Source organism: Streptomyces sp. Je 1-332 (assembly GCF_040730185.1).
In the GTDB taxonomy this organism is placed as follows: domain Bacteria; phylum Actinomycetota; class Actinomycetes; order Streptomycetales; family Streptomycetaceae; genus Streptomyces.
In genome coordinates this window covers 4,690,818-4,703,262 of the sequence record NZ_CP160402.1, presented here as the reverse complement: position 1 = coordinate 4,703,262, position 12,445 = coordinate 4,690,818, and the positions used below count along the sequence as shown (strand labels likewise).

Here is a 12,445-nt window from a genome sequence, read left to right as displayed (position 1 = left end):
CGGTATCAGACCGCCCTCATCAGCAGGGTCGCGGCGATGAGTACCGCAACGCCGCCGAACATCGAGACCGCGTAGGAGCGGGCATAGCCGTTCTGCATCTTGCGCAGCCGTCCGGAGAACCCGCCGACCGAGGCCGCCGAGCCGTTGACGACACCGTCGACCAGGGTGTGATCGACGTAGACCAGGGAGCGGGTGAGGTGCTCCCCGCCGCGGACCAGGACGACGTGGTTGAAGTCGTCCTGGAGGAGATCGCGCCGGGCCGCCCGGGTGAGCAGCGAACCGCGCGGGGCGGCGACCGGGACGGGCCGGCGGCCGTACTGGACGTAGGCGAGCCCCACACCGATGAGCAGGACCACCATGGTGGCGCCCGTCACCGTGGCGGCGCTCAGCGGAGAGTGGCCGTGTTCGTGCTGGGTGACCGGCTCGAGCCAGTGGATGAAGCGGTCGCCGATGCTGAAGAACCCACCCGCGAAGACCGACCCGAAGGCGAGCACGATCATCGGGATCGTCATGGACCTGGGCGACTCGTGCGGGTGCGGTTCGTGGCCCTCCGCATCGGGCTGCCAGCGCTTCTCACCGAAGAACGTCATGATCATTACGCGTGTCATGTAGAACGCGGTGATCGCGGCGCCGAGCAGCGCGACCGAGCCGAGGATCCAGCCCTCCGTGCCGCCCTTGGCGAACGCCGCCTCGATGATCTTGTCCTTGGAGAAGAATCCGGACAGGCCCGGGAAGCCGATGATCGCCAGATAGCCGAGCCCGAACGTCACGAAGGTGACCGGCATGTACTTCCTGAGGCCGCCGTACTTCCTCATGTCGACCTCGTCGTTCATGCCGTGCATGACCGAACCGGCCCCGAGGAAGAGCCCGGCCTTGAAGAAGCCGTGCGTCACCAGGTGCATGATCGCGAAGACGTAGCCGATGGGGCCGAGGCCCGCGGCCAGGATCATGTACCCGATCTGGGACATCGTCGATCCGGCGAGCGCCTTCTTGATGTCGTCCTTCGCGCAACCGACGATCGCACCGAAGAGCAGCGTGACCGCGCCCACGATGGTGACGACGAGCTGCGCGTCCGGGGCGCCGTTGAAGATCGCGCCGGAGCGGACGATCAAGTACACGCCCGCGGTCACCATCGTCGCCGCGTGGATGAGGGCCGAGACCGGGGTCGGGCCCTCCATCGCGTCGCCGAGCCACGACTGCAGCGGCACCTGGGCCGACTTGCCGCACGCCGCGAGAAGGAGCATCAGGCCGATGGCCGTCAGCTTGCCCTCCGACGTCTCACCCGTGGCCTCCAGGACAGGCCCGAAGGCGAACGTCCCGAAGGTGGTGAACATCAGCATGATGGCGATCGAAAGGCCCATGTCGCCGACCCTGTTGACCAGGAAGGCCTTCTTCGCGGCGGTGGCCGCGCTGGGCTTGTGCTGCCAGAAGCCGATCAGGAGGTACGAGGCGAGGCCGACGCCCTCCCATCCGACGTACAGGAGGAGGTAGTTGTCGGCGAGGACCAGGATGAGCATCGCCGCGAGGAACAGGTTCAGATAGCCGAAGAAGCGGCGCCGCCGCTCGTCGTGCTCCATGTACCCGATGGAGTAGATGTGGATCAGGGTGCCCACACCGGTGATCAGCATGACGAACGTCATCGACAGCTGGTCGAGCTGGAAGGCGACGTCCGCCTGGAAACCCTCCACGGGGATCCAGCTGAACAGGTGCTGCGACAGGGAGCGCTCGTCGGCGCCCTTGCCCAGCATGTCGGCGAAGAGCACGACGCCGACGACGAAGGACGCGGCCGCGAGCAGCGTGCCGAGCCAGTGGCCCACGCGGTCCAACCGCCGCCCGCCGCACAGCAGTACGGCCGCTCCGAGCAGAGGCGCCGCTACGAGCAGCGCGATCAGGTTCTCCACTTTTCAGCGACCCCTTACAGCTTCATCAGGCTGGCGTCGTCGACCGAGGCCGAGTGACGGGAGCGGAACAGCGACACGATGATCGCGAGGCCGACCACGACTTCCGCCGCGGCGACGACCATCGTGAAGAACGCGATGATCTGGCCGTCGAGATTGCCGTGCAGCCGGGAGAAGGCGACAAAGGCGAGGTTGCACGCGTTGAGCATCAGCTCGATACACATGAACACCACGATCGCGTTCCGCCTGATCAGCACACCGGTGGCGCCGATCGAGAACAACAGCGCCGCGAGATACAGGTAGTTGACCGGACTCACTTCGACGCCTCCTCGGACTTGGGCGACCGCTCGAGGCGCTCCGTGGAGCGCTGTTCGAGGGCTCGCAGATCGTCGAGTGCCTCGTCCGAGACATCGCGGATCTGGCCGCGCTCACGCAGCGTCTTGTTGACCGTGAGCTCCGAGGGGGTGCCGTCGGGGAGCAGTCCCGCGATGTCCACGGCGTTGTGCCGGGCGTAGACACCGGGGGCGGGCAGCGGCGGCAGGTGCTTGCCGCGCACGCGCTCCTCGGACATCTCGCGCTGCGTCTTGGCGCGCTCCGTGCGCTCGCGGTGGGTGAGCACCATCGCGCCGACGGTGGCGGTGATGAGCAGCGCGCCGGTGATCTCGAACGCGAAGACGTACTTCGTGAAGATGCTCTCGGCGAGACCCTCCACGTTGCCGCCGGCGTTCGCCTTGCCCATTCCCGCGAACTCGTTCACCGAGGCGTTCCCGATGCCCCCGAAGAGCAGGATCGCGAAGCCGAAGCCACAGAGGCCGGCCAGCCAGCGCTGCCCCTTGATGGTCTCCTTCAGGGAGTCGGCGGCGGTGACACCGACGAGCATGACCACGAAGAGGAAGAGCATCATGATCGCGCCCGTGTAGACGACGACCTGGACGACGCCCAGGAAGTACGCCCCGTTGGCGAGGTAGAAGACCGCCAGGATGATCATGGTTCCGGCGAGACAGAGCGCGCTGTGCACGGCCTTCTTCATGAGGATCGTGCACAGGGCGCCGATCACGGCGACCGTGCCGAGCACCCAGAACTGGACGGCCTCACCGGTGGAGGTGGTGTAGGCGGCGAGCTGCGTCATCGGTTGATCACCTTCCCCGACGCGGGCTCGTCTTCCCCGAAGGTGGAGGCGGCCTCCTGGGGCGTCTCCCCCTTGGAGAGGGCCACTTGGGGAACCGTGCCGGGCGCGGCCTCCGTCACCAGGCCGCGGTAGTAGTCCTGCTCGTCCGTGCCGGGGAAGATCGAGTGCGGTGACTCGACCATGCCTTCCTCCAGGCCCGCGAGCAGCTGCTCCTTGGTGTAGATGAGGCTTTCGCGGCTGCTGTCGGCCAGCTCGAAGTCGTTCGTCATCGTCAACGCGCGCGTGGGGCACGCCTCGATGCACAGACCGCACAGGATGCAGCGGGCGTAGTTGATCTGGTAGACGCGGCCGTACCGCTCGCCCGGGGAGTAGCGCTCCTCCTCGGTGTTGTCCGCGCCCTCCACGTAGATCGCGTCGGCGGGGCAGGCCCAGGCGCAGAGCTCGCAGCCGATGCACTTCTCCAGGCCGTCCGGATGGCGGTTGAGCTGGTGCCTGCCGTGGAAGCGGGGAGCGGTGGTCTTCTCCTGCTCCGGATACTGCTCGGTCAGCCGCTTCTTGAACATGGCCTTGAAGGTCACGCCGAAGCCTGCGACGGGGTTCTGGAACCCCTGCTTCGATTGGTTCGACTCGTGCTGCGACTGGTGTGACTCTTTCTTCGGCTCAGCCATCGGACGCCTCCTTTCCGTCACTTCGGGTTCCGTCACTTTGAGTATCCGGCCCACCACTGACAATCAGCTCCCGCTCCTGGCGCGAGCGTCGTCGCGGTACGGGCGGCAGGCTCTGTCCGGGCAGCGGCGGGACGGGGAATCCGCCCGCCATCGGGTCGAAGGCGGTGGGCTCCTCGCTCTCGGATGCCGCCGCTTCCTTCTCGCGCTTGTCGCGGAAGATGTCGACGACGACGGAGAGCAACAGGAGCGCGATGACTCCGCCGCCTACATAGAGCGCGATCGAGGTGAAGTCGTACTCCTCGTTCCGCATCGCCCTGACCGTCGCCACGAGCATCAGCCAGACGACCGAGACCGGGATCAGGACCTTCCAGCCGAGCTTCATCAGCTGGTCGTAGCGGACGCGGGGCAGCGTGCCGCGCAGCCAGATGAAGAAGAACAGCAGCAGCTGGACCTTGATCACGAACCAGAGCATCGGCCACCAGCCGTGGTTCGCGCCCTCCCAGAACGTGCTGATGGGATACGGGGCCCGCCAGCCGCCCAGGAAGAGGGTGACCGAGACCGCCGAGACGGTGACCATGTTGACGTACTCGGCAAGCATGAACAGCGCGAACTTGATCGACGAGTACTCGGTGTTGAAGCCACCGACGAGGTCGCCCTCGGACTCCGGCATGTCGAAGGGGGCGCGGTTGGTCTCGCCGATCATCGTCACGATGTAGATCAGGAAGGACACCGGCAGCAGCAGGATGTACCAACGGTCCGCCTGCGCCTCCACGATCGCCGAGGTCGACATCGACCCGGAGTAGAGGAACACCGAGGCGAACGCGGCGCCCATCGCGATCTCGTACGAGATCATCTGCGCGCAGGAGCGAAGGCCGCCGAGCAGCGGATAGGTGGAGCCGGAGCTCCAGCCCGCGAGGACGATGCCGTAGATGCCGACCGAGGCGACCGCGAGGATGTAGAGCATCGCGATCGGCAGGTCGGTGAGCTGCATCGTCGTGCGCTGGCCGAAGATCGAGATCTCGTTGCCCGCGGGACCGAAGGGGATCACCGCGATCGCCATGAAGGCCGGGATGGCCGCGACGATCGGCGCGAGGATGTACACCACCTTGTCCGCGCGCTTGACGATCACGTCTTCCTTGAGCATCAGCTTGATGCCGTCCGCGAGGGACTGCAGCATGCCCCAGGGGCCGTGCCGGTTCGGTCCGATGCGCAGCTGCATCCAGGCGACGACCTTGCGCTCCCACACGATGGAGAAGAGCACCGTCACCATCAGGAACGCGAAGCAGAACACCGCCTTGACGGCGACGAGCCACCACGGGTCACGGCCGAACATGGACAGGTCTTCCGCCGCAAGCGGCACCATGTGGTGCATCACGACGTCACCTCCGGGGCCTCAGAGGGCTCCGGCAGGAGCGCCGGGCCGATGCGGACGAGGTCGCCGGGGCACGCACCGGTGTCGGAAGTGACGCCTCCCCCGGTCGAGTTCAGCGGCAGCCACACCACCCGGTCGGGCATCTCGGTGACCACAAGGGGCAGTTCCGTCGCCCCCATGGAGCCCGTTACGGCCAGGACGTCGCCGTCCTTGACGCCGGCCTCGGCCGCGGTGGCCGCCGAGAGCCTGGCGACCGCGGCGTGCCGCGTACCGGCGAGCGCCTCGTCGCCCTCCTGGAGGCGGCCCTGGTCGAGCAGCAGCCGGTGCCCCGCGAGAACGGCCTCTCCGGAGGCGGGCCTCGGCGGCTGGGCGGCCGTCTCCACGGGCCCGGTGGCGTGCGTGCCGTCCCACCCGCCGAGCCGGTCGAGCTCGCGCCGGGCGCTCGCCAGGTCGGGCAGACCCAGGTGTACGTCCCCGGCGTCGGCCAGCATGTGCAGCACACGCGCGTCCGTCGGGGCCAGCGTGCGCGTCATGTGGTCGGGCTTCAGCGCGGCTTCGAACATCCGCGCCCTGCCCTCCCAGTTAAGGAAGGTGCCGGGCTTCTCCGCGACCGCGGCCACGGGGAGTACGACGTCGGCGTGCTCGGTGACCTCACTGGGCCGCAGCTCGAGGGAGACCAGGAACCCGACCTCGGAGAGTGCTTCACGCGCGCGTGCCGGGTCGGGAAGGTCGGCGACCTCCACGCCCGCCACCAGGAGCGCGCCCAGTTCGCCGGTCGCGGCGGCCTCGATGATCTGCCCCGTGTCACGGCCGTAGCGGTGCGGGAGTTCGGCGACGCGCCAGGCGGTCGCGACCTCGTCCCGCGCGCGCGGGTCGGTGGAGGGACGCCCGCCCGGCAGCAGCGAGGGCAGCGCGCCGGCCTCGATGGCGCCGCGCTCCCCCGCCCGGCGCGGAATCCACACCAGCCGCGCACCGGTCGCGGAAGCGGCCCGTACGGCGGCGGTGAGCCCGCCCGGCACGGCGGCGAGACGCTCGCCGACCAGGATCACCGCGCCCGGAGCGCGCAGTGCCTCGGCCGCCGTGGCACCGTCGCGCTCAAGGCCGACCTCCCCGGAGAGCGCGTCGAGCCACTCCGTCTCCGTGCCGGGAGCCGCGGGCAGCAGCGTGCCGCCCGCCTTCTCCAGGCCCCGGGTCTGGTGCGTGGCGAGGGAGAACGTCCGCTGGCCGTGCTTGCGCCAGGCCTTGCGAAGGCGCAGGAAGATCCCGGGCGCCTCCTCCTCGGCCTCGAAGCCGACGAGCAGGACCGCGGGCGCCTTCTCCACTTCCGCGTACGTGACTCCGGCGCCGTCGAGGTCCCGGCCACGGCCCGCGACACGAGCGGCCAGGAAGTCGGCCTCCTCGCTGCTGTGCACGCGCGCGCGGAAGTCGATGTCGTTCGTGTCGAGCGCCACGCGCGCGTACTTGCTGTACGCGTACGCGTCCTCCACGGTGAGGCGCCCACCGGTCAGCACACCGGCACGGCCACGCGCGGCGGCTAGCCCCGCGGCCGCGGCTTCGAGGGCCTCGGGCCAACTCGCGGTCTCCAGCTCACCCGTCTCGGCGTTGCGCACGAGCGGCGTCGTGAGCCGGTCCGGCTTCTGCGCGTAACGGAAGCCGAAGCGCCCCTTGTCGCACATCCACTCTTCGTTGACCTCGGGGTCGTCCTGCGCGAGGCGCCGCATGACCTTTCCGCGCCGGTGGTCGGTGCGGGTCGCGCAGCCGCCCGCGCAGTGCTCGCAGATCGACGGCGACGACACCAGGTCGAACGGGCGGGAGCGGAAGCGATACGCCGCCGAGGTCAGCGCGCCGACCGGGCAGATCTGGATGGTGTTCCCGGAGAAGTACGACTCGAAGGGGTCACCCTCGCCCGTGCCGACCTGCTGGAGCGCACCGCGCTCGATCAGCTCGATCATCGGGTCGCCCGCGATCTGGTTCGAGAACCGGGTGCAGCGCGCGCACAGCACGCACCGCTCGCGGTCGAGCAGCACCTGCGTGGAGATCGGCACCGGCTTCTCGAACGTGCGCTTCTTGCCGTCGAAGCGGGAGTCCGGGTCGCCGACCTGCATCGCCTGGTTCTGCAGCGGGCACTCGCCGCCCTTGTCGCAGACCGGGCAGTCCAGCGGGTGGTTGATCAGGAGCAGCTCCATCACACCGCGCTGGGCCTTCTCGGCGACCGGCGAGGAGAGCTGCGACTTCACAACCATGCCGTCGGTGCAGGTGATGGTGCAGGAGGCCATCGGCTTGCGCTGGCCCTCCACCTCGACGATGCACTGGCGACAGGCGCCCGCGGGGTCGAGCAGCGGGTGGTCGCAGAACCGCGGGATCTCGATGCCGAGGAGCTCGGCGGCCCGGATGACCAGCGTCCCCTTGGGGACGCTGATCTCGATGCCGTCGATCGTCAGCGACACGAGATCCTCCGGCGGAACCGCCGCCTCGCCGCCCCCGGAGGGAGCGCTTTTGCCCGCGGCGGAGCCGCTGTTCGAACTCAGTACTGTCATGCGTTCACCTCCGAATGTGCGGAGGGCCGGTCGGCCCAGAGAGTCGACTTCGCCGGGTCGAAGGGGCAGCCCTTGCCGGTGATGTGCTGCTCGTACTCCTCGCGGAAGTACTTGAGCGAGGAGAAGATCGGCGACGCGGCGCCATCACCGAGAGCGCAGAACGACTTGCCGTTGATGTTGTCGGCGATGTCGTTCAGCTTGTCCAGGTCGGACATGACGCCCTTGCCTGCCTCGATGTCGCGGAGCAACTGGACCAGCCAGTACGTCCCTTCGCGGCACGGTGTGCACTTGCCGCAGGACTCGTGGGCGTAGAACTCGGTCCAGCGGGTGACCGCCCGCACCACGCACGTCGTCTCGTCGAAGCACTGCAGCGCCTTCGTGCCGAGCATCGAGCCGGCGGCGCCCACACCCTCGTAGTCCAGCGGGACGTCGAGGTGCTCGTCGGTGAACATCGGCGTCGATGACCCGCCCGGCGTCCAGAACTTGAGCCGGTGGCCCGCCCTCATCCCGCCGCTCATCTCGAGCAGCTGGCGCAGGGTGATGCCGAGCGGGGCCTCGTACTGGCCGGGGCTGGTGACGTGGCCGCTCAGCGAATAGAGCGTGAAGCCGGGGGACTTCTCGCTCCCCATCGACTTGAACCAGTCTTTTCCGCGATTCAGGATCGCGGGAACCGACGCGATGGACTCGACGTTATTGACAACAGTGGGGCATGCGTAGAGGCCCGCGACGGCCGGGAAAGGGGGACGCAGTCGCGGCTGGCCACGGCGGCCTTCGAGCGAGTCGAGCAGCGCGGTCTCCTCACCACAGATGTACGCGCCCGCGCCCGCGTGCACGGTGAGTTCGAGGTCGAGTCCGCTGCCCAGGATGTTCTCGCCCAGGAATCCCGCCTCTTTCGCCTCACGCACGGCCTCGTGCAACCGCCTGAGCACGGGGACGACTTCACCACGCAGGTAGATGAAGGCATGCGACGAACGGATCGCGTAACAGGCGATCACGATGCCCTCGATGAGGCTATGCGGGTTCGCGAAGAGGAGCGGGATGTCCTTACAGGTCCCCGGCTCCGATTCGTCGGCGTTGACAACTAGATAGTGCGGCTTTCCATCGCCCTGTGGAATGAACTGCCATTTCATTCCGGTGGGGAATCCGGCGCCGCCCCGGCCGCGCAGACCGGAGTCCTTGACGTACGCGATGAGGTCGTCCGGCGCCATGGCCAGGGCCTTGCGCAGGCCCTCGTACCCCTCGTGCCGTCGGTAGGTCTCCAGCGTCCAGGACTTCTCCTCGTCCCAGAACGCCGAGAGCACCGGCGCGAGCAGCTTCTCAGGGCTGGTCTCGTTGTCGATCTCGGCAGCCAAGGTCATCACTCCCCCTCCTCGGCGGTCGGTCCGGCCGGGTGGTCCGGGTCGGATGCCGAGGTCTCCTGCGGTGCGTCGTGCGAGCTGAGGTGCTCGGCTGGGGCCTCGTCCTGCGGGCCGCCCGCGCGGGGGTGGACCACCCTCGGCTGCGGCAACTCGCCCTTGGCCAGGCGCAGTCCGATCAGCGAGGCGGGGCCCGCGCCGCCGCTCGCCTCGATGGCGCCGGCGCGCTCGTCCGGGAAGCCCGCCAGGATCCGGGCCGTCTCCTTGTACGTGCACAAGGGGGCGCCGCGGGTCGGCTCGACCTGCACGCCCGCGCGCAGGTCGTCGACGAGCCGCTTGGCGGTCTCGGGGGTCTGGTTGTCGAAGAACTCCCAGTTGACCATCACGACGGGAGCGAAGTCGCAGGCCGCGTTGCACTCGATGTGCTCCAGCGTGACCTTGCCGTCCTCCGTGGTCCCTTCGTTGCCGACACCCAGGTGCTCCTGGAGCTGCTCGAAGATCGCGTCGCCGCCCATGACGGCGCACAGCGTGTTCGTGCAGACACCGACCTGGTAGTCACCGGAGGGCTTGCGCCGGTACATCGTGTAGAAGGTCGCGACCGCGGTGACCTCGGCGGTGGTCAGGCCGAGCACCTCCGCGCAGAAGGCCATGCCCGTACGCGTGACGTGGCCCTCCTCCGACTGCACGAGGTGCAGCAGCGGGAGCAGCGCGGACCGGGAGTCCGGGTAGCGGGAGATGATCTCCTTGGCGTCCGCGTCGAGCCTGGCCCGTACGTCGGCCGGGAAGTCGGGGGCGGGGAGTTGGGGCATGCCCAGGCTGACGCCCGCACCCTGCTGGGAAGGAGTGGTGGTCACCGGTCGACGCCTCCCATCACGGGGTCGATGGACGCGACGGCGACGATGACGTCAGCGACCTGGCCGCCCTCGCACATCGCCGCCATGGCCTGCAGGTTGGTGAAGGACGGGTCACGGAAGTGGACCCGGTAGGGGCGGGTGCCGCCGTCGGAGACGACATGCACCCCGAGCTCGCCCTTGGGCGACTCGACCGCGGTGTACGCCTGCCCGGCCGGGACCCGGAAGCCCTCGGTCACCAGCTTGAAGTGGTGGATCAGGGCCTCCATGGAGGTGCCCATGATCTTCTTGATGTGATCGAGCGAGTTGCCCAATCCGTCCGGGCCGAGCGCCAGTTGCGCTGGCCAGGCGATCTTCTTGTCGCCGACCATGACCGGACCCGGCGCGAGGCGGTCCAGGCACTGCTCGACGATGCGCAGCGACTGGCGCATCTCCTCCAGACGGATCAGGAAGCGTCCGTAGGAGTCACAGGTGTCGGCGGTCGGTACGTCGAACTCGTAGTTCTCGTAACCGCAGTAGGGCTGCGCCTTGCGCAGGTCGTGCGGCAGACCGGCCGAGCGCAGGACGGGCCCCGTGGCGCCGAGTGCCATGCAGCCGGCGAGGTCGAGATAGCCGACGTCCTGCATACGGGCCTTGAAGATGGGGTTGCCGGTGGCGAGCTTGTCGTACTCGCCGAGGTTCTTCTGCATCTTCTTCACGAACTCGCGGATCTGGTCCACCGCGCCCGGGGGCAGGTCCTGTGCGAGTCCGCCGGGCCGGATGTACGCGTGGTTCATGCGCAGTCCGGTGATCAGCTCGAAGATGTCGAGAACGAGTTCACGATCGCGGAAGCCGTAGATCATGATCGTCGTCGCGCCGAGCTCCATGCCGCCGGTGGCGATGCACACCAGGTGCGAGGAGAGGCGGTTGAGCTCCATCAGGAGCACCCGGATGATCGACGCGCGGTCCGGGATCTGGTCCTCGATGCCGAGGAGCTTCTCGACCCCGAGGCAGTACGCCGCCTCGTTGAAGAACGGCGTCAGGTAGTCCATGCGCGTGACGAACGTCGTGCCCTGCGTCCACGTGCGGTATTCGAGGTTCTTCTCGATGCCCGTGTGCAGATAGCCGATGCCGCAGCGGGCCTCGGAGACGGTCTCGCCCTCGATCTCCAGGATGAGCCGGAGCACACCATGGGTGGAGGGGTGCTGCGGACCCATGTTGACGATGATGCGCTCGTCGTCGGACCGGGCCGCGGACTGGACGACCTCGTCCCAGTCGCCGCCGGTGACCGTATATACGGTCCCCTCGGTCGTCTCACGGGCGGAAGCGTGGGAAGTTCCCTGAGTTGCAGACATCAGCTGTACGACCTCCGCTGGTCCGGAGCCGGGATCTGGGCGCCCTTGTACTCGACGGGGATGCCGCCGAGGGGGTAGTCCTTGCGCTGCGGGAAGCCCTGCCAGTCGTCCGGCATCATGATCCGCGTAAGGGCTGGGTGGCCGTCGAAGATCAGGCCGAAGAAGTCGTACGCCTCGCGCTCGTGCCAGTCGTTCGTCGGATAGACGGAGACCAGCGAGGGGACGTGCGGGTCGGCGTCAGGGGCGCTGACTTCGAGCCGGATCAGGCGGTTGTGGGTGATCGAGCGCAGGTGGTAGACGGCGTGCAGCTCGCGGCCCTTGTCCTCGAGGAAGTGCACGCCGCAGACGCCCGTGCAGAGCTCGAAGCGCAGGGCCGGGTCGTCGCGCAGGGTCTGGGCCACCCGGACGAGGTGCTCGCGCGCGATGTGGAAGGTGAGCTCGTCGCGGTCGACGACCGTCTTCTCGATCGCGTTCTCCGGCAGGAGCCCCTGCTCTTCCAGGGCGCCCTCCAGCTCGTCCGCGACTTCGTCGAACCAGCCGCCGTACGGGCGCGCGGTGGCGCCCGGCAGGGTGATGGTCCGCACGAGCCCGCCGTAACCGGACGTGTCGCCGCCGTTGTTGGCGCCGAACATGCCCTTGCGGACGCGGATGACCTTGCCGGCCTCGTCGCGGGGTGCGGGAACGCCGTTCCCGTTCAGGTGCTCGTCGTGTTCGTCGTGCGCGTCGCTCACCGCAGCAGCCCCTTCATCTCGATGGTGGGGAGGGCCTTGAGGGCCGCCTCCTCCGCCTCGCGGGCCGCTTCCTCCGCGTTGACCCCGAGCTTTCCGCCCTGGATCTTCTGGTGCAGCTTGAGGATCGCGTCCATCAGCATCTCGGGCCGCGGCGGACAGCCGGGCAAATAGATGTCAACAGGGACAATGTGATCCACGCCCTGCACAATCGCGTAATTGTTGAACATCCCGCCCGATGAAGCGCAAACCCCCATGGAAATGACCCACTTGGGGTTGGGCATCTGGTCATAGACCTGCCGCAGGACCGGCGCCATCTTCTGGCTCACCCGCCCGGCCACGATCATCAGATCGGCCTGGCGCGGTGAACCGCGGAAGACCTCCATGCCGAAGCGAGCCAGGTCATAGCGCCCGGCTCCCGTCGTCATCATCTCGATGGCGCAGCACGCGAGGCCGAAGGTCGCGGGGAAGACGGATGACTTGCGCACCCAGCCCGCGGCTTGTTCGACGGTGGTCAGCAGAAAACCGCTCGGCAGTTTCTCTTCGAGTCCCATGCTCTTGGCCCCTCAGACC

The 12,445-nt window shown here is 68.2% G+C and carries 11 protein-coding genes; all 11 read right to left on the bottom strand.

Translation table 11 applies throughout. The features are described 5' to 3' along the window. Window positions 1–5: 5 nt before the first annotated feature. The 11 genes from nuoL to ABXJ52_RS21325 are packed head-to-tail and all read right to left on the bottom strand — an operon-like array spanning window position 6 to window position 12,426. A complete protein-coding gene (gene nuoL / locus ABXJ52_RS21375; RefSeq protein WP_367044232.1) occupies window positions 6–1,901 on the bottom strand; it encodes an NADH-quinone oxidoreductase subunit L in 1,896 nt (631 codons plus the stop codon). Between the two features lie 14 nt (window positions 1,902–1,915). Next, window positions 1,916–2,215, bottom strand: a complete 300-nt coding sequence (gene nuoK / locus ABXJ52_RS21370; protein WP_363311139.1) for an NADH-quinone oxidoreductase subunit NuoK — start codon at window positions 2,213–2,215, stop codon at window positions 1,916–1,918. Continuing rightward, the gene (locus ABXJ52_RS21365; protein ID WP_367044231.1) at window positions 2,212–3,027 is read right to left on the bottom strand and encodes an NADH-quinone oxidoreductase subunit J; all 816 of its coding nucleotides are present in this window, start codon (window positions 3,025–3,027) and stop codon (window positions 2,212–2,214) included. Before ABXJ52_RS21365 ends, nuoK begins: the two co-directional genes overlap by 4 nt. Next, window positions 3,024–3,695: an NADH-quinone oxidoreductase subunit NuoI gene (gene nuoI, locus ABXJ52_RS21360; RefSeq protein WP_367044230.1), complete on the bottom strand. Its 672-nt coding sequence runs from the start codon at window positions 3,693–3,695 to the stop codon at window positions 3,024–3,026. Before nuoI ends, ABXJ52_RS21365 begins: the two co-directional genes overlap by 4 nt. Beyond that, window positions 3,688–5,058 carry an NADH-quinone oxidoreductase subunit NuoH gene (nuoH, locus tag ABXJ52_RS21355; RefSeq protein WP_367049161.1) on the bottom strand — a complete coding sequence of 457 codons (1,371 nt, stop codon included), beginning with the start codon at window positions 5,056–5,058 and terminating at the stop codon, window positions 3,688–3,690. Before nuoH ends, nuoI begins: the two co-directional genes overlap by 8 nt. 8 nt (window positions 5,059–5,066) lie before the next feature. Next, complete coding sequence (locus ABXJ52_RS21350; protein ID WP_367044229.1) at window positions 5,067–7,604, bottom strand: NADH-quinone oxidoreductase subunit G; 2,538 nt, start codon at window positions 7,602–7,604, stop codon at window positions 5,067–5,069. Then, entirely contained in the window at window positions 7,601–8,962 is a 1,362-nt protein-coding gene (gene nuoF, locus ABXJ52_RS21345) for an NADH-quinone oxidoreductase subunit NuoF (protein WP_367044228.1), read from the bottom strand. Before nuoF ends, ABXJ52_RS21350 begins: the two co-directional genes overlap by 4 nt. Beyond that, window positions 8,962–9,813, bottom strand: coding sequence for an NADH-quinone oxidoreductase subunit NuoE (gene nuoE, locus ABXJ52_RS21340; RefSeq protein WP_367044227.1), 852 nt, complete (start codon window positions 9,811–9,813; stop codon window positions 8,962–8,964). The genes nuoF and nuoE overlap by 1 nt, the downstream gene beginning before the upstream one ends. Then, entirely contained in the window at window positions 9,810–11,144 is a 1,335-nt protein-coding gene (locus tag ABXJ52_RS21335) for an NADH-quinone oxidoreductase subunit D (RefSeq protein ID WP_367044226.1), read from the bottom strand. The genes nuoE and ABXJ52_RS21335 overlap by 4 nt, the downstream gene beginning before the upstream one ends. Then, the gene (locus tag ABXJ52_RS21330) at window positions 11,144–11,875 is read right to left on the bottom strand and encodes an NADH-quinone oxidoreductase subunit C (RefSeq protein WP_367044225.1); all 732 of its coding nucleotides are present in this window, start codon (window positions 11,873–11,875) and stop codon (window positions 11,144–11,146) included. Before ABXJ52_RS21330 ends, ABXJ52_RS21335 begins: the two co-directional genes overlap by 1 nt. Next, window positions 11,872–12,426: an NADH-quinone oxidoreductase subunit B family protein gene (locus ABXJ52_RS21325; RefSeq protein WP_160506582.1), complete on the bottom strand. Its 555-nt coding sequence runs from the start codon at window positions 12,424–12,426 to the stop codon at window positions 11,872–11,874. Before ABXJ52_RS21325 ends, ABXJ52_RS21330 begins: the two co-directional genes overlap by 4 nt. Between the last annotated feature and the right edge of the window lie 19 nt (window positions 12,427–12,445).

Bases quoted from the DNA above. Each gene is read 5' to 3' on its own strand.
- ABXJ52_RS21365 (WP_367044231.1), bottom strand. From the start codon at position 3,027: ATGACGCAGCTCGCCGCCTACACCACCTCCACCGGTGAGGCCGTCCAG.
- nuoI (WP_367044230.1), bottom strand. From the start codon at position 3,695: ATGGCTGAGCCGAAGAAAGAGTCACACCAGTCGCAGCACGAGTCGAAC.
- nuoH (WP_367049161.1), bottom strand. From the start codon at position 5,058: ATGGTGCCGCTTGCGGCGGAAGACCTGTCCATGTTCGGCCGTGACCCG.
- ABXJ52_RS21350 (WP_367044229.1), bottom strand. From the start codon at position 7,604: ATGACAGTACTGAGTTCGAACAGCGGCTCCGCCGCGGGCAAAAGCGCT.
- nuoF (WP_367044228.1), bottom strand. From the start codon at position 8,962: ATGACCTTGGCTGCCGAGATCGACAACGAGACCAGCCCTGAGAAGCTG.
- ABXJ52_RS21335 (WP_367044226.1), bottom strand. From the start codon at position 11,144: ATGTCTGCAACTCAGGGAACTTCCCACGCTTCCGCCCGTGAGACGACC.
- ABXJ52_RS21325 (WP_160506582.1), bottom strand. From the start codon at position 12,426: ATGGGACTCGAAGAGAAACTGCCGAGCGGTTTTCTGCTGACCACCGTC.